General features: G+C 62.9%; 6 protein-coding genes. All 6 read left to right on the top strand.

Annotated features, from left to right (window positions below; translation table 11 throughout):
• Positions 1-381 precede the first annotated feature (381 nt).
• Complete coding sequence (pgaA, locus tag Q1V60_RS14580; RefSeq protein ID WP_300631504.1) at positions 382-2,862, top strand: poly-beta-1,6 N-acetyl-D-glucosamine export porin PgaA; 2,481 nt, start codon at positions 382-384, stop codon at positions 2,860-2,862.
• 12 nt (positions 2,863-2,874) lie between these two features.
• Positions 2,875-4,878 carry a poly-beta-1,6-N-acetyl-D-glucosamine N-deacetylase PgaB gene (gene pgaB / locus Q1V60_RS14575; RefSeq protein WP_300631502.1) on the top strand — a complete coding sequence of 668 codons (2,004 nt, stop codon included), beginning with the start codon at positions 2,875-2,877 and terminating at the stop codon, positions 4,876-4,878.
• 2 nt (positions 4,879-4,880) lie between these two features.
• Positions 4,881-6,221, top strand: coding sequence for a poly-beta-1,6-N-acetyl-D-glucosamine synthase (gene pgaC, locus Q1V60_RS14570; RefSeq protein ID WP_300631500.1), 1,341 nt, complete (start codon positions 4,881-4,883; stop codon positions 6,219-6,221).
• A gap of 2 nt (positions 6,222-6,223) precedes the next feature.
• Positions 6,224-6,706 carry a poly-beta-1,6-N-acetyl-D-glucosamine biosynthesis protein PgaD gene (gene pgaD, locus Q1V60_RS14565; RefSeq protein ID WP_300631498.1) on the top strand — a complete coding sequence of 161 codons (483 nt, stop codon included), beginning with the start codon at positions 6,224-6,226 and terminating at the stop codon, positions 6,704-6,706.
• A gap of 494 nt (positions 6,707-7,200) precedes the next feature.
• A complete protein-coding gene (locus Q1V60_RS14560; RefSeq protein WP_300631496.1) occupies positions 7,201-8,922 on the top strand; it encodes a ShlB/FhaC/HecB family hemolysin secretion/activation protein in 1,722 nt (573 codons plus the stop codon).
• A gap of 31 nt (positions 8,923-8,953) precedes the next feature.
• Positions 8,954-18,632, top strand: a 9,679-nt coding sequence (locus Q1V60_RS14555; protein WP_300631494.1) for a hemagglutinin repeat-containing protein, incomplete at its 3' end; no start/stop codon positions are given.

Below are 18,632 nucleotides of genomic sequence, written 5' to 3'. Positions count from 1 at the left end.
GCTTGCCCTAATGCCAGTCAGTTAAGACAGAACCGGTCACTGTGGCGAGGGAGCTTGCTTCCGCTGGACTGCGTAGCAGTCCCATTTTTGGGGCCGCTTCGCGCCCCAACGGGAGCAAGCTCCCTCGCCACAGGTCGCAGGTTTTTCTGCTTTAGCGCTTAACTGACCGGCATTAGGGCTTGCCCCCTTCCACTTTTTTTCGCCCGGTAAAAATCTCTGTCAGCCAATTCTGAACAATTGTTCTGAATTGCACTTCCCGCTACTGCGCTAAGGGATAGTTCCCACAGGAAAGCTAGGTCGGGCCCCGAGACGCCGACACCCTGATGCCCATCGCTCAGGATCACCCATCGTTGCAGCTTTCCTTGTAAGGAAGCCGACGACATGTTGCCAACCCATCCACTCAGTGCCTCAGGCCGGCTGCGGCTGCTCATCGGAGCGGCTCTGTGCAGCCAATTGCTGATGCCCGCCTGTGCCGTGGCCGACCCCGCCTATGACGCCCTGATCATCCAGGCCCGCAACGGTCACTTCACGCCCGCTCTGACCCAACTTCGCCAACTGTCCGCCGAGCGCCAGACGCCGGGCCAGATCAGTGATCACCTGGTCATTGCCGGTTGGGCCGGGCAGGACGCCGAAGTGTTGAAGGTGTATGAGGCACAAGGCAAGCACCGCAACCTGACCACCCAGGCACTGGCCACGGTGGCCCGCACCTATCGTAATCAAAAGCAGTGGGCCCAGGCCGAGGCGGTCTATCGCCAGGCGTTGTTGCGTGAACCGAATAATATCGACCTGCAACTGGGCCTGGCGCTCACCCAGGCCGATGGCGGCAAAGCCAACGAGGCGGTGCAACGCTTGCGCACACTGGTGGCCGCGCAACCCAATGACCCCAACCGCCGCATGGCCCTGGGCTACGCGCTGACCCGCGCCGGCCTGAACTACGACGCGCTGTTCGAGTTCGACCAAGCCTTTACTCGCGCTGGCGACAAGCCGGAAGTCGTGCGCGAATACATCGTCGCCCTGCAAAAAGCCCGCCTGCCGGAACCCGCGCTGCGCCTGTCGGCCAAGCACCCGGGCCTGGTGGACGCGGTGACCCAGCGCCGCCTTGAAGGCGACCTGGCCGCCGAGCGCGTGCGCATCGCCGAGTTCGCCACGCGCACGGAGAAGGAACGCTATGTCGTCGCTGATCGAGCCCTGCAGGATTACCACAGACTGATCAGCCGCTGGGCCCAGGACGCTACTGCCCGCGACGATATCGTGGGCTGGCGCATCGACCGCCTGGGTGCGCTCAAAGCACGGGCGCGCACGGCCGAGGTGATCCGCGAGTACGACACCCTCACGGCCGAGGGCGTGCGGTTGCCGACCTACGCCGTGCGCTGGGTGGCCGCGTCCTACCTTGACCAGCGCCAGCCGGAAAAAGCCGCGCCCTTGTATCGCCAGGCGCTGACCGCCGCGGACGCCGATGTCGGTGATCATGTCAAAGACAGCACCGCGTTGTTCTACGCCTTGTTGGAAAACGACCAGGTGGGTGAGGCGCGTGCTGTCGCCACGCAGCTGGCCAGCACCGAAAAACCCCGGGTAGAACTCAAGGGCCTGCCCATCGGCAACCCTAACGACGAATGGATGGACGTCCAGCAACTGGCAGCGCAGGCCGCCACGTATGGCGCTGACCTGGATGCCAGCGAACAAAGCCTGGAAGGCTTGGGGAGCAAAGCCCCGGGCAGCATTGGTGTGCGTTTGGCACAGGCAGAAATGTACCGTGCGCGGGAATGGCCAAGGCGCGCTGAAGAGTCCCTCAAAGAGACTGAAAACCAGAGCCCCCGTGACATCGGCGTGGAAATGTCCCAAGGCTTTACCGCACTGGACCTGCAGGAATGGCGGCAACTCGACCTGCTCACCGATGACGTCGTCGCGCGTGCCCCGGACAACCGCCAGGTACAGCGCCTCAAGCGCCTGCGCGATGTTCACGATATGGCTGAAGTGCGGGTGGAAGCCTACACCGGTAAAAGCTTCGGAGGCGGCAACAACCAAGAAGCTGGCGCGGTGTCGGGTAGCCGTGACTGGGGCATAGAAAGTGTGATCTACACGCCGCCCATCGACGAAGACTGGCGCCTGTTCGCCGGCGTCGGCTATGGCACTGCCGACTTTGCCGAAGGCACCGGCCATCATCGCTGGCAGCGCGTAGGCGTGGAGCGGCGTACCCGCGACATGACCATCGAAGCCGAAGTGTCCAACCATTCCTATGGCGATGGCGCCAAACAAGGCGCAAGCGTGTCGATTGCCCGCGATATCAACGATCATTGGCAGTACGGCGCCAGCCTTGGCTACCTCCTGAGCACCACACCGCTGCGGGCGTTGAATGAAGGCATCACCGCCAACGGCGGCAGCGGCTTTCTGCGCTGGCGCGCCAACGAAAGCCGCGAGTGGAAACTGGCCGTCAGCCCCTCCCACTTCAGTGACGGTAACGACCGCGTCGAAGCCTTGCTCACTGGCCGCGAAGGCATCTACAGCTCGCCGAAAGTCCAAGTGGAGCTGGGCCTGGAAGTCGGCGCCAGCCGCAACAGCAAGGAAGACACGATCTACTTCAACCCCAAGTCCGACTTCAGCGTGTTGCCCACCGTTACAGTCAACCATGTGCTCTATCACCGCTACGAAACCCAGTGGAGTCAACAGTTCCAGCTTGGTGCGGGTACCTACAGCCAGAAGGATTATTCCACTGGCGGCGTCGGTTTGATCGGCTATGGCCAGCGCTTTCGCTGGAATGACGTACTGGAAGCCGGCGCCAACCTGAGTCTGGTCAGCCGACCTTATGACGGAGAGCGCGAGCGCGACCTGCGCCTGCTCCTCGACCTCACTTACCGTTTCTAAAAGAGCCTGACCATGACCTTCCTCAGCCGTTGTTTTTTGGTTCTGGGTGTAATGCTGGCTGCCGCCTGTGCCCAGCAACCCGCGCCATTCGTCCCACCTGCCGAGCGGCCGACACTGGCCAGCGAAGCGCCGTGGCCGAAGAACCATTTCCTGGGCATCGCCTACCACGACGTCTCGGATAAGGATCCAGACCAGGCCGTGGTGGCGGTGCGTACCGAACGTTTGATCGAGCAGTTGGCCTGGTTGCGTGAGAACGGTTACCAGGCGGTCAGCGTGAATCAGGTCCTCGCCGCACGCCGAGGTGGGCCGACACTGCCACCCAAAGCCGTGATGCTCAGCTTCGACGACGGCTACGCAAGCTTCTACACCCGCGTGATGCCTATTCTGCGGGCTTACAATTGGCCGGCTGTGCTGGCGCCGGTCGGCAGTTGGATCGACACCCCGCTGAACCAGCCGGTGGACTTTGCCGGTACGCCGCGCCCGCGGGGAGACTTCCTGACCTGGCAGCAGATCCGTGAAGTGTCCCAGTCGGGACTGGTGGAAATCGCCGCCCATACCGACGCCAATCACAAAGGCGTACTCGCCAACCCCCAGGGCAATCTCGAGCCGGCCGCCACCACGCGTCGCTTTGACCCGGCGACCCAGCGCTATGAAACCGAAGCGCAGTTCAAGGCGCGGATGCGCGCTGACGTGGCGGCGATCTCCAACAAGATCAAAACCGTCACCGGCAAGGCGCCTCGCGTATGGGTATGGCCATACGGTGCGGCCGACGGCACCACGTTGGCCGTGGTGGGGGAGCACGGCTATGAGATGGCGCTGACCCTGGACGACGGTCTGGATGATTCGAACAAGCTGATGAACAGCCCGCGCTTTCTGGTGGCGTCCGACCCGGACGGCGAACACTTCGCCAGCAGCCTGGTCGCGGTGCAGGCCAAGGCGCCGCTGCGCGTGATGCATGTGGACCTGGATCACGTCTATGACCCCGACCCGGCCCAACAGGCGCGCAACCTCGACGTGCTGGTTCAGCGCGTGGTGGACATGGGCGCCGTCACCGTATTCCTGCAAGCCTACGCCGACCCCAAGGGCGACGGCCTGGTGCATTCGCTGTACTTCCCCAACCGCCACTTGCCGATGCGTGCCGACCTGTTCAACCGCGTCTCCTGGCAGTTGCATACCCGTGCCCGCGCCAGTGTGTTCGCATGGATGCCGGTGCTCAGCTTCGCCCTCGACTCCAAGCTGCCGCGGGTTACCCGTTGGGACCCGCAGACCGGCAAGGTGGCGCCCGATCCCGATCAATATCAGCGCCTGTCGCCTTTTGACCCGAAAGTGCGGCAGGTCATCGGCGAGATCTACGAAGACCTCGCACGCACCAGCAACAGCGGCATTGATGGCGTGCTGTATCACGATGACGCGGTGCTCAGCGACTTTGAAGATGCCAGCCCCGCAGCCCTCAAGGCCTACGCTGCCCAGGGCCTGCCGGACAACATCGCCGCGCTGCGCGCCGACCCCGCAGTAATGCAGCGCTGGACCCGCTTCAAGAGCCGCTACTTGATCGACTTCACCCACGAGTTGACCGGTAAGTTCCGCGCCATACGCGGCCCGCAGATCTTGACCGCACGCAATATCTTTGCCGAACCGATGCTCAACCCGGCCAGCGAAGCCTGGTTCGCACAGAACCTCGATGACTTCCTCCAGGCCTACGACTGGACTGCGCCCATGGCCATGCCGCTGATGGAAGGCCAGTCGCTGAAGAACTCCAATGCCTGGCTGGAAAAACTGGTGGCCACGGTCAAGGCGCGCCCCGGCGCCATGGAAAAAACCGTCTTCGAGTTGCAAGCCAAAGACTGGCGCACCAAAGCCGCGCCGGATATCAGCGCTGAGCAACTGGCGCAATGGATGGGTGTGCTTAAACGCCAGGGCGTGACGAGTTTCGGCTACTACCCGGACAACTTCCTGGAAAACTCCCCGGACTTGAAGACGATTCGCCCGGCCCTTTCCAACCAGTGGAACCCTTGATCATGTTCGACAGAATCCTGGCTATATTCGTGCTGGCGCTGGTGTTGGGCTTGCCCCTGGGCCTGATCTTCCTGGTGACCGGCCAGTTCCTGATGGACTTCGTGTTCTTCTACCCGTTGTTTATGTCTGCCCTGTGGATCGCCGGCGGCCTGTATTTCTGGTTGCACTGGGAGCGCCATTGGCCGTGGGAAGCGGATACACCCGCGCCGACCCTGGCCGGCAACCCGCTGATCTCGATCATCATCCCTTGCTACAACGAAGGCGATAACGTCGCCGACACCATGGCGGCGGCATTGGCCCAGGTGTACCCGAACATCGAAGTGATCGCGGTCAACGACGGCTCCAGCGACAACACCGCTGCGGTGCTCGACGCGTTGGCGCTGCAACACTCGCGCCTGCGGGTGCTGCACCTGGCGCAGAACCAGGGCAAGGCCGTGGCCCTGCGCATGGGCGCCGTGGCTGCGCGCAGCGAATACCTGGTGTGCATCGATGGCGACGCCTTGCTCGACAAAAACGCCGCCGCCTATATGGTCGCGCCGATGCTCGACAACCCACGCCTGGGCGCGGTGACCGGCAACCCGCGTGTGCGCACACGCTCGACCCTGATCGGGCGGGTTCAAGTGGGCGAGTTCTCCTCGATCATCGGCCTGATCAAGCGTACCCAGCGCGTGTTCGGGCGCATCTTCACCGTGTCGGGCGTGGTGGTGGCGTTCCGTAAAAAGGCGCTGGACCGCATCGATTATTGGAGCACCGACATGATCACCGAAGACATTGATGTCAGTTGGAAGCTGCAACTGGATCACTGGGCGATCTTCTACGAGCCGCGCGCGCTGTGCTGGATCCTCATGCCCGAAACCGTCGGTGGCCTGTGGAAACAGCGCCTGCGCTGGGCCCAGGGCGGTGCCGAAGTGTTGTTCAAGAATATCCGCGGCATCTGGAAATGGCGCCATCGCTACCTGTGGCCGCTGCTGTTCGAATACTGCCTGTCCACCGGCTGGGCTTTCACCTTCCTGCTCTCGGTGTGTTTCTGGGGCCTGGGTAAATTCATGGTGTTGCCGCAGGCGATTACCGTCGACTCCCTGGTGCCACCGGCGTTTACCGGGCTGGTGCTGGCGATGGTGTGCCTGCTGCAGTTCGCGGTGAGCATCCTGATCGACCGGCGTTACGAAAAAGACCTGTGGAAAACCCTGTTCTGGACCGTGTGGTACCCGATGGTTTTCTGGCTGGTGAGCCTGTTCACCACGCTGGTCAGCTTTCCCAAGGTGTTGTTCAACCAGCACCAGAAACGCGCACGCTGGGTCAGCCCGGATCGTGGCATCAAACCAGCCCAAGAGGAGGCGTGACGATGAAACTGGTCAGAACCCGCCAGAACCTGGCGATGTGGATCATCGATGTATTGCTCACCCTGCTGGCCTGGGGCGGCCTGGTCTGGCTGCTGGCCAGGGGCATGAGCGCCATGCTCGAAACCCACGGCGGCCCGCGCCTGGAGGCGCCGATCTTCGCGGCGCTCAACACCCTGCAGGTCTACCTGTGGATCGCCTTGTTCAATGCGTTGATCCTGATCAGCTGGGCGCGCTACCAGCAACGCAAAGGCCGCAAATTCGCCCAGCGTCGCGCCGAGGCAAATGCGCTGAGCGACCAGCACCTGAGTGAAAGCTTCAACCTGGGCGAGGGCGATCTGGAACAACTGCGCCGTCCTGGCGTGCTGGTGATCCACAACGATGAAGAGGGCGGCGTGGGCGCAGTGAAATCCCACGTGTCCCGCGATGTGGAGCGCCCTGGCCTGGCCCTGGTGCCCGGCCCTGAAAAAGACAAAGGCATCGGCTGATCACCCCGCTGTAGGAGCGAGCTTGTTCGCGAAAAACGTCAACGATAACCCGTGCTTTCTGAATAAACGCGGCGCCTGTGAGTTTTTCGCGAGCAAGCTCGCTCCTACAACTAGTGCTTGCCCCCTCCCATCTGTCTGAGCTCCAGCAATATGGCAGCGGTTCAAAGACTCTGACGTAATTTGGATAAATGGGATCCAAATCACAAAACCGCCGCGAACTTTCTTCCCCTCCCCGGTACTAACCCTAACTCGACGACACTTGATGGCTAAATGATGGCTGCCAATGCCCCGTCAGTCGAATCACCATCGAAACAGTTGCCGCCGGTCGGATTAAACGTCTCAGCAATCCGGCCGCGATCTGTTCGATAATTATTTTTTGTTACTAATCATTAGGTTAGCCCGAAACCAAGCTCGAACACCCTGCAACCCCAACGTCTTGGACTGCCGGGAGTTCGATGTTAGCGTGCCGGCCTTTGATTTTCGACGGATCGAACATGCCTCTGCCAATGCCACGGACTCGGTTTCTTCTATGCACTCTCCTGCTCACGTGCCTGAGCCTGGACATTGCATTCGCTGCCCCCACGCCCGGCGACCAGGACCTGATCCGCGATCGGCAGAACCGCCTGCTCGAAGAGCAACAGCGGCGCCTTGAAGAGCTCAAGGATCTGCCCGGCAAAGCGGCCAAACCCGAGGCGCCCACCGCGCCCGCCGACACCCGCTGCTTCCCGATCAAGGACATCGAGCTCAAAGGCGCCGACAGCCTGCCGGCCACCGAGCGCGAGCGTCTGCTCAAGCCTTATATCGGCCAGTGCCTGGGCGTGTCCCAACTCAACGACCTGCTCAAGGCCATCACCGACTACTACCTCGGCAAAGGCCGCGTCACCAGCCGCGCCTACCTGCCGCAGCAAGACCTTTCCACCGGCCACCTGCAAGTGCTGGTGGTGGAAGGCAAGCTCGAAGCCTTGCGCAGCGCCGAAGGCAGCACCGTGACCGAGCGCGAACTGGCCATGGCGTTTCCCGGCAAGGTCGGCGAAGCGCTGAACCTGCGCGAAATCGAGCAACTGGTGGACCAGCTCAACCGCCTGCCGTCCAAACAGGCGCAGATGGAATTGACCCCCGGCAGCCAGGTGGGCGGCAGCGACGTGGTGGTCAAGAACACCGCGCAAAAGCCCTGGCGCGCCAGCCTGTCGCGCAATAACGACGGGCAGAAAAGTACCGGCGAACAGCAATGGGGCGCCGGCCTTGAATGGGACAGCCCGCTGGGCCTGGGTGATCAGTTGATTCTGCGCGGTGGCCATGACGCCATCAGCGACCACCAGAAAACCTCGAAAATCAGCATGCTCTACTACAACGTGCCGTGGGGCTGGTGGAACTTCAGCTACACCTACAGCGAGAGCGACTACCGCACTTTTGGCACAACCGACAGCGCCAAATTCAAGCTCAATGGCGACAACGAGAACCATCAGCTGCGCGCCGAGCGGGTGATCCATCGCGACGACGTGAGCAAGACCTCGGTGAACATCGGCCTGGCCCATCTGCGTACCAACAACTACGTGCTGGATGCGCGCACCGCGTCCAGCAGCAACCGCCTCAGCGAACTGCAACTGGGCATTAACCACGGTCGGCGCATCGGCAGTGCCTTCGTCAACCTGGACCTGGGCATGCAAAGCGGCATTGGCTTGCTCGATGCCCAGTCGCAGGAGGAGCGCGACGAGTTCGGCCGCCGTCAGCCGAACTCGCGCTACCGCAAATACACCGCCACCGTCAGCTACCTGCAACCCTTCAGCCTGTGGGGCGAGTCGTTCAGCTTCAGCAGCCTGGCCACCGGCCAACGCAGTGAAGACCCGCTGTTCTCGCCCCAGCGCGTGAGCCTCGGCGGCTCGGCCTCGGTGCGCGGTTTCAAGGACCAGTTGCTGACCGGCGACAGCGGCGGCTACTGGCGCAACGAAGTGCGCTGGGCGCGCCCGGTGACCCTCGACTGGATGCGTCCGGCCTTCTTCGAATACGGCGCCAGCGTCGGCTACGACCAGGGCGTGATCCGCAACGACCGCTACAACAACAACGCTCACGGCCGGGTTTCCAGCAACTCCCTGGAGCTGTTCGCCCGTGGCAAAAACGTCAGCACCAGCGTGACCTTTGCCCACTCGCTGGAAAGACCCGGAGTAGTCACCGAGCGCGAAGCACCGATCTACTTCCGCCTGGATTTCTTCCTGTAATTCAACGTTGCGCCGCAGCGAGAAACTGAAAATGGACGTTCGACAATTTGCCTTCCTGGCCCGCCAACCTTCTGCCGCCCTGAAGCCGCGAAACGCGTTCTTCGGTTTGCCCAAGCGCGGGTTGGCGCTGATCCTCGCCAACGCGCTGTTCTGGCAGCCGCTGCTGGCCCAGGCCGAGGGCATTGTGGTCAGCGCGCCGGGCACTACCGTGGGCGCGGCGGGCAATGGTGTGCCGGTGGTGAACATCGCCACGCCGAACGGCGCGGGTCTGTCCCATAACCAGTTCAAGGACTACAACGTCGGCCCTAACGGCGTGATCCTCAACAACGCCAACGGCGCGCTGCAAAATACCCAACTGGGCGGGATCATTGTTGGCAACCCCAACCTCAAGGGCGGCGCGGCCAGCGTCATCCTCAACGAAGTCAACGGCGGCAGCGCCAGCCAGTTGCGCGGCTATACCGAAGTGGCGGGGCAGTCGGCCAAGGTCATCGTCGCCAACCCGTACGGTGTTACTTGCAGCGGTTGCGGCTTTATCAACACGCCCAACGTCACCCTGACCACCGGCAAACCCATCATCGACCCGACCGGCCAGCTGAAAAGCTACCAAGTTGATGGCGGCGCGGTGACCATCGACGGCGAAGGCTTGAACGCCAGCAACGTCGAGCGCTTCGACATCATCACCCGCTCGGCCAAGATCAACGCACAAATCAATGCCCGCGAACTCAACGTGATCGCCGGGCGTAACGACGTCGATGCACAAAGCCTGAAAACCACCGCCCGCGCCGATGACGGCAGCGCCAAGCCCGAGCTGGCGATCGACTCGTCGGCCCTGGGCGGCATGTACGCCGGCGCGATCAAGCTGGTGGGCACCGAGGCCGGTGTGGGCGTGAAGCTCGACGGCACCCTGGCGGCCAGTGGTGGGGATATTCAGCTCGATGCCAATGGGCGCTTGAGCCTGGCTCAGACCGCCGCCAGCGGCGCGATCAATGTCAAAGCCGCCAGCCTTGACGCCCAGGGACCGCTGTATGCCGGTACCGCGCTGGATGTGCAAACCCAGGGCGATCTCAACAGTCGCAAAAGCCTGGCTGCACGTGACCGCATTGCACTGTCCAGCGGTGGGACGCTGACCAACGCAGACATCATCGAAGCCGGCGTCAACGCCGATAACACCCGCAACACCACCGGCGACGTCAGCCTGCGCGGCCAGGCCATCGACAACAACGGCGCCAGCGTGATCGCCAGCCGCAGCTTGAGCGTCGATACCCAAGCCTTGAACAACCAGGGCGGCACCCTCAGCGCCCGGCAAAGCACCCGCGTCACGGCGGCTGCCCTCGATAACCGCAACAACGGACGAGTCCTCGGCAACGCCGCGCTGGCTATCAGCGCCGGCGCGCTGCAGAACGGCCAGGGCGGATTGATCGCCAGTAACGGACCACTGACTGCCACCGTGGGCACTGTGCAAAATACCGGCGGCGAAATCTCCAGCCTGGACACTGCCACCCTGACGGTGACCACCCTGGACAACGTCGCGGGCCTGGTCACTGCGGGCAACGCGCTGAGCCTCAACGCCGGCACGCTCGACAACCAGAACGGGCGGGTCACCAGCCAGGGCGTTCTTCATCTCAGCGGAAATAAGCTGGACAACCGCCAGAAAGGCCTGGTCGCCAGCACCGGCGGCGTGCAGGTCGACGTCGCCAACATCGACAACCGCAACGGCGAGCTCTCCAGCCGTGCGGGCGTGGCGGTGAACGGCACGCAACTGGATAACAGCGATGGCGGCCTAGTGGTTGCCGGCACTGGCTTGAACCTGAACGTCGACCAATTGCTCAACCGCAACCAGGGCCTGATCAGCAGCGAAGGGCTGCTCACCGTGACCACGGGCACCCTGGTCAACCGTGGCGGCGCGCTCTCCAGCGCCGGCCCGCTGAGCATCGGCGCCCGTGACGCGGTGGACAACCAGGGCGGCCGCCTGGTGACGGACGGCACCCTGACCTTGACCAGCGCACGCGTCGACAACAGCCAACAAGGCACCCTCAGCGCGCGTGATGCTCTGCGCATCGACACTCGCGACCTGAACAACCAGCAAGGCGGCCAGGTGACCAGCGCCAGCGGCCTGACCCTTGAACTCAATCGCGGCCAATTCAACAACCAGGGCGGGCTGATCAACGGCCCGCTGTTGGTGCTCAACAACCTCAAGGACGTCAATAACCAGGGCGGCGAGATCTCCAGCAGCCAGGCGTTCACCCTCACGGCCGACAACCTCGACAACAGCGGCGGTAAAGTCCTCGGCAACACCACCCTGGCCCTGCGCATCGGCCAGGCCCTGACCAACGTCAAGGGCATGATTGCCGCCGCTGCGGTGGACGCACGCGCCGCCAGCCTGGACAACAGCGGCGGCACCCTCACCAGCCGTGGCGACACCGTGCTCAATGTGAGTGGCCCATTGACCAACCAGGCCCAGGGCCTGATCAACGCGGCCAACGGCCTGAGCATCAATACCGCGAGCCTGGATAACCAGGGCGGCTCCTTGATGGGCAGCGCTATTGCCGTGGACTTCGGCAGTGCAACCGGCGACCTCAATAACACCGGTGGCCTGATCACCACCGCCGGCAGCCTGAGCATCACTCACCTGCGCGACTTGAAGAACCAGGGGGGCGAACTCTCCAGCGCGCAAACCCTGACTCTCAGCGGTCGCACCCTCGACAACAGCGCGGGCAAGCTGATCAGCAATAACCTGCTGGTGCTCAACGCCGACGCACTGATCAACCAGAACGGGCTGATGTCCGGCTGGCAAGGCCTGAACGCGACTGCCGCAAGCCTGGACAACCGCAACGGCGGCACCCTGTCGAGCCGCTACGGCGACCTCAATGCCACGCTCACCGGCCGCCTGCTCAACAGCGGCGCGGGTGCGCTGGTCAGCCAGAAAGCGCTGACGGTCAGCGCCGCCGAGCTGGATAACAGCGACAAGGGCGTGCTTTCCAGCGCCGCCGAACAAACCCTCAACGTCTCCGGGCTGCTGAACAACGCCAACGGTGGCGCCATCGACAGCGGCACGGCCTTGAACCTGACCGCGCAGAACCTGGACAACAGCACCGGCACCATCAGCGGCGGCGCTGCCACCCGCCTGGACCTGCTGGCGACCTTGACGAACACCAACGGCAAGTTGGCCAGCGCTGGCCCGTTGCTGATCAGCCGTGCCGCGCAGATCGACAACCAGGGCGGCCAGCTCGCCAGCCAAAGCCTGTTGACGCTGCTGACCGGCGGCCTGGATAACCGCAATCGCGGCACGCTGGCGGCCAACGAGCGCATGAGCATCACCGCCAGCGGCCTGGTACAGAACGGCAATGACGGCTTGATCTACAGCCAGAACGCTGACCTCACGCTCAGCGCCAACCGTCTCGACAACGCCAGGGGTTCGGTGCAAAGCCAGGGCGCGCTGACCCTCGATGTGGTCGATGCAGTCGACAACCAGAGCGGCAAACTGATCGCCCAGGCCGGCGACCTGAATGTCAAAGCCGCGAGCCTCGACAACCGGGGCGGCACCCTCGCCAGCCTCCAGGCCTTGCTGCAAACCCGAGTCGTCAGCGTGCTGCGCAACGGCTACGACCTCGCCAACAATCGCCAGGGCGGCGTGATGCAGGGCCAGACCCTGGACCTGCAAGCCGGTGCCGTGGACAACTACGGCGGACGCATTTCCGCCCAGGCCGGCGACGGCCTGGTCACCACCGGCAACTTCGACAACCGCAACGGCGGGCTCTATGCCAAAGGCCTGATGCGCGTGGTCGGCCACGATTTCGATAACAGCGGCGACAACGATGGCCAGATTGCCGCCCGCCAGATCGACCTGGACCTCAGCGGCGCATTGAATAACCGCCTGGGCATCATCGAAAGCGAATCCACACTCAAGGTTCGCGCCGCCAGCCTGGACAACCAGACCGGTCGCCTGCGCGCACTGGGCAACAGCGGCACCACCGAGTTCGCCATTGGCGGGCTGTTCGACAACCGCAACGGCGTGCTGGAAACAGCCAACACCAACCTGACCCTGGACGCCGGCCGCCTGCAGAACCTCGGCGGCAACGTGCTGCATGTGGGCACCGGCACCTTCGGCATCGCGCCGCGCAATCTCAATGATGTGGGCGGCAGCCTGGTCACCCGTGGCGACCTGACCATCGCCCAGGACGCCTGGACCAACAGCAGCGTGATCCAGGCCGGGCAACTGACGGTCAACGTCAACAGCCTCGAACAGACCGCGACCGGTCAACTGCTCGGCGCCCGGCGCTTTATCGGCAGCGGTGGCAACTGGTCCACCAACGGCCTTATCGCCAGCGACGGCGACCTCGACCTGAGCTTGAGCGGCGCGCTGAACAGCAGCGGGCGCATCAGCAGCCTGGGCAAACTGAACCTGACCGCCGCCCAGGCCAACTTGAGTGACACCGCCAGCATCGCCGGCGGCGGCGTGACCCGCGCCACCCTCAGCGGCACCCTGAACAACCGTGGCCGCCTGACCTCGGCCACCGACCTGTTGATCGACGCAGGCGCGCTCAACAACTACGCCACCCTCGGCAGCGGGCAAACGCTCACGGTCACCACCGGCGCATTGCTCAACGACCACGGCCTGATCTTCAGCGGCGCCGACATGAGCCTGCGCGTGGCGTCGCTGAACAACAGCTACGGCGACGTCTACAGCATGGGCAACCTGAGTGTCGATCGCGACGGCAAGGGCGGCCTGGCCGACAGCATTATCAACAGCTCATCGAGCATGCAGAGTGATGGTGACCTGACCCTCACCGCCGCCACGATCAAGAATGAACGTGCGGTACTGACCGTCAACGATGCGGGTGTCTACAGCGCCTCGGCCACGGAAGGCACCTGCATCGAATACGTTAACGCCGGCGACTGCCATGCCGGTGGCACAGGGCGTAACTACGTGTGGGAAGTGGTGACCCGCGACAAACTGGAAGTGACCGCCGCCAGTGCCGGCTCGAGCATCACCTCCGGCCGCAACATGACCCTGGCCGGCGGCGACCTGCTCAACAGCAGCAGTTCGATAGCAGCCGGCGGCAACTTCACGGCGCGCCTGAACACCCTCGTCAACACGGGGATCGAAACCGGCGAGACCGAGACCTATCGGCTCTTTACCTCCGCGCGCACCGAACATCCACGTGCCTGGTTCAATGCCGCCAGCGCTCTGACCAACAAGTACTGGTACCAAAGCCCGAATTACACGCCCAACGACCTTGGCGGCCTGGAAGCGGCCGTGGCCAACTTTGTCGGCATCATGGAGAGCGAGCGCACCCAGTTCGGCAAGGTCACCAAAATCGCCAGCGATGATCAGCGTTACGCCGCCGTGATTCAGGCTGGCGGGGCGGTGGACGTCAAGGCGCAGGCCGGTATCGACAACAGCGTGGTGCGCCTTGGTTACACCTACATCGGGGCGGGTGCAAAAACCACCACTGGCGCGACCGGCGCCAGTGGCGCTGACGGTTACTCGACCCGCGTCACCCTCAACGCGCAATTGCCTCCGGACCTGGCCCAGCAGCAGATCAACCCACTGAGCTTGCCCGGCTTTACCTTGCCCAGCGGGCAGGGCGGCCTGTTCCGCCTCAGCGGCCAAAGCGCCAGCGCGCCGGCCAGTACCGGCCCGCAAGGCTGGACCCTGGGCGGCGGCAGCGTAGACCGGGCCCCGGTTTCCGGGCCGGTGGTAGCCGGCACCGGCACCTCGGCCGATGGTGTAACCATCAATCGCGTGCAAGGCCTGCCCGACAGCCAGTTCGTCTCCAACCCACAGAAATACCTGATCGAAACCAACCCGCAGTTGACCAATCTCGGCCAGTTCCTCAGTTCCGATTACATGCTGTCCAAGCTCGGCTACGACCCCGACCAGGCGCAAAAACGCCTGGGCGACGGCCTCTATGAACAGCGCCTGATCCAGCAAGCGGTCATTGCCCGCACCGGCCAGCGCTTCATCGACGGCCAAACCAGTGACACGGCGATGTTCAAGTACCTGATGGACAACGCCATCGGCAGCCGTCAGGCGCTCAATTTGTCTGTAGGTGTAAGCCTCACCGCCGAACAAGTCGCGGCCCTGACCCACGACATTGTGTGGATGGAAAACGCCACCGTCGCCGGCCAGCAAGTACTGGTGCCCGTGCTCTACCTGGCCCAGGCCAACAACCGCCTGGCGCCCAATGGCGCGTTGATCACCGGCAGCGACCTGAGCCTGGTCAGCGGCGCCGACCTCACCAACGTCGGCACCCTGCGCGCCACCAATAACCTGGCCGCCAGCGCCGGGCGCAACATGGTTAACAGTGGCCTGATCGCAGCGGGCAACCGTCTCGACCTGCTGGCCGGCAACAGCCTCACCAACCGCGCCGGCGGCATCATCAGCGGGCGCGACGTCAGCGTGGGTGCGGTAAATGGTGATGTGCTCAACGAACGCACGGTCACCAGCCACCAGAGCAGCAGCGGCTACCGCACCGAACGCAGCGACTTCGTCGACAACGCCGCGCGCATCGAAGCCGCCAACAGCCTGACCCTGCAAGCCGGTCGCGACGTCAACAGCACCGGCGGTGTACTCAAGAGTGGCGCCGACACCCGCATCCAGGCCGGGCGAGACGTGAACCTGGTCACCGCCGAGCAACGTAACGCCAATAGCGTCAGCACCTACTCACGCAGCAGCAACGTGGCCCAGTACGGCACCGTGGTAGAAGCCGGGCGAAACTTCCAGATTGTGGCGGCACGGGACATCAGCGCCATCGGCAGCCAGTTGAATGCAACGCGTGATCTGGCGTTGGTGGCCAAGGGCAATGTGAACCTGGCTTCGGCGGCGAATGAACAGCATTCGGCGTTTGATTCCAAGAAGGTGACCAGCAAAGAGGATCACGTTCAGCAGGTAGGCACCTCATTGGTGGCCGGCGAAAACCTCTCCCTGAGTGCAGGCAACGACCTCGCCGTCAGCGCCAGTCGCGCAAGCGCGGGCAAGGGAGCCTACCTCTATGCGGGCAATGATCTGACGCTGAACGCCGCCCAAGACAGCGACTACAGCTACTACCGCAAGACCAAGACCAGCAACGGCTTGCTCTCCAGCAGCCAGAAGACGCGCATCGACAGCAGTAACCAGATTACCCAACAGGGTTCCTCCATCAGCGCCGACACGGTGGTCGTGCGTGCCGGTCGAGACATTGGCACAAGCGCCAGTGACGTGGTGTCCACGAACGCCACCAGCCTGATTGCCGGGCGTAATGTGGTGATCGACGGGGCGACGGAAACCTTCGAGCAAAGCCATTCGTCCTCGACCAAAAAATCGGGCTTGATGAGCAGCGGTGGCATCGGCGTCACCCTGGGCTCAAGCAGCAACAAAAACACCCTTACCAGCAGCACCGAAACCACCCGGGCCAGCAACGTCGGCAGTGTGCTGGGCAGCGTGGACGTCCAGGCCGGTAAAGACCTGACCATTAGAGGTTCTGACGTAGTTGCCGGTAAGGACATCAGCCTGATTGGGCAAAATGTCAGCGTTCTGGCGTCCGAAAACAACAACCGCAGCGAACAGACGGCCAAAAGCAAAACCAGTGGTTTGACCCTGGCACTCTCCGGCACGGTGGGTAGCGCGGTGGACTCCGCTTACAAGACCGCCAAGCAAGCCAGGAACGAGGACGACGGCCGCCTCTCGGCGCTGCAAGGTGTGAAAGCGGGTTTGACGGGGGTGCAGGCGTGGCAAGCGGCGCAGCAGAATGGTGGTATGACCGGAGCTAATGCCGGGGAGTTTGTTGGCATCGCCATTTCGCTCGGCTCGCAAAAATCCAGCTCCAAACAGACGCAGGAGCAAACCCTCAGCCAGGGCAGTAACCTGACGGCCGGCAATAACCTCACCATCGTGGCGCAGGGGAATGGCACGCCGGGTGACGCGGGTGATATCCGCGTTCAAGGCAGCAAGCTCCAGGCCAGCAATGAAATGACGCTGGCTGCGGAGCGCGACATTCGCCTTGAGGCTGCGGCCAACAATCAAAAGCTCGATGGCAAAAGCAGCAGTGGCGGTGGTGCCATCGGTCTTAGCTTTGGGTTCAGTTCCAGTGGTGCGGGCCTGAGCATCTTTGCCAATGCGAATAAGGGCAGCGGCAACGAGAAAGGCACCGGTACAACTTGGACAGAAACGACATTGGATGCTGGCAAGCAAGTCAGTCTGATCAGTGGGCGCGACACCGTCCTTAAAGGCGCGCAGGTCAGTGCAGATCAGATTAAAGCCGCAGTCGGTCGCGACCTGGCGCTACAAAGTCTGCAAGACACCGACGACTACAAGTCCAAGCAAACAGATGTCAGCGGCGGCGCGAGTTTCACGATTGGCACCATGACGGGCAGCGGCTCGCTGAGCGTCAGCAAAAGCAAGATCGACTCCAACTATACAAGTGTGCAGGAGCAGACCGGCCTGTTCGGCGGCAAGGGCGGCTACCAGATCGATGTGGGCAACCATACCCAACTCGATGGCAGCGTGATCGCCAGCACGGCCACGCCGGACAAAAACCGCCTGAACACCGGCACCCTGGGCTGGAGCGTTTTAAAGAACAAGGCTGACTACACAAGCCAGTTGCAGAGCGCCAGCGTCAGCAGTGGCAATAATGGTGCCGAAGGCTTTGTCAGCAATATGCCGAGTGGCACGCTGGTCGCATTCAACCATGGCGACAGCGACAGCGGCACCACGTCCTCGGCCATTTCCAACGGCACCCTCAACATCCGCGACCCTGCCAACCAGCAGCAGGATGTTGCGACGCTGAGCCACGAAGTTGAACACGCCAACGGCGCCATCAGCCCCATCTTCGATAAGGAGAAAGAGCAGAAACGGCTGCGGCAGGTGCAGTTGATTGCGGATATTGGCACTCAGACGGTAGACATCGTTCGGACTCAGGGTCAGATCGATGCCGATAAAGAAGCGCGTGCTGAACTTGATAAGCGTGGCATCAAAGAGCCTGGAAAAGATGCCAAAAAAGAGGATGTCGACGCCTACAAGAAAAAACTGATCGCCACTGACGCTTATAAACGAATCATGGCCGACTACGGGGTCGGCGGTAATTACCCGCGTGTAGCACAGGCGGTGACAGCAGCATTGCAAGGGCTGGTGGGGGGCGATATTGGCTCCGCTATTGCGGGGGCGTCGTCTCCTTACTTGGCACAAGTGATCAAGAAAACCACCGGAGACAACGATGCGCTGAATACCATGGCGCATGCGGTATTGGGTGCCGTGGTGGCACAGGCCCAAGGCAACTCGGCGCTGGCAGGCGGTGCCGGGGCAGCGACGGGCGAATTGATCGCCCATCAACTGTACCCAAACACTAAAACGGCGGATCTGACGCAGGAGCAGAGAGAGACGGTGGTTGCGCTGTCCGGTTTGGCCGCTGGGCTGGCTGGGGGGATTGCAGGCGGTGACCTGAGTGGGGCAGTGACCGGCGCGCAAGCGGGCACTAATGCCGTCCAGAACAACTATCTGAGCAAGGCGCAGAAGGCTCAGAGAGACAAGGAAATGAGGGAGTGTCCGACGTTGGTCTGCAGTACAGGCACAGCAACGAAGTGGACAGCGATCGACATCGCGCAGGATGCGAGTTTTACAGTCGGTGCTGCCGCTGGTGCTGTTCTGGGGCTGAACGACACTGTTGACGGTATCGTGCACACTGCAGGCAGCCTCAAGGAGACCTATGCGGCGCTCAAAGCTGTAGTGGAGA

It is taken from the genome of Pseudomonas sp., from assembly GCF_030147005.1.
Lineage (GTDB): Bacteria > Pseudomonadota > Gammaproteobacteria > Pseudomonadales > Pseudomonadaceae > Aquipseudomonas.
The sequence above is the reverse complement of the archived record's forward strand: the minus strand, read 5'-3'. Positions and strand labels throughout refer to the sequence as shown.

Excerpts from the sequence above, each read along its gene's own strand:
- pgaA (WP_300631504.1), top strand. The coding sequence starts at position 382 with ATGTTGCCAACCCATCCACTCAGTGCCTCAGGCCGGCTGCGGCTGCTC.
- pgaB (WP_300631502.1), top strand. The coding sequence starts at position 2,875 with ATGACCTTCCTCAGCCGTTGTTTTTTGGTTCTGGGTGTAATGCTGGCT.
- pgaC (WP_300631500.1), top strand. The coding sequence starts at position 4,881 with ATGTTCGACAGAATCCTGGCTATATTCGTGCTGGCGCTGGTGTTGGGC.
- pgaD (WP_300631498.1), top strand. The coding sequence starts at position 6,224 with ATGAAACTGGTCAGAACCCGCCAGAACCTGGCGATGTGGATCATCGAT.
- Q1V60_RS14560 (WP_300631496.1), top strand. The coding sequence starts at position 7,201 with ATGCCTCTGCCAATGCCACGGACTCGGTTTCTTCTATGCACTCTCCTG.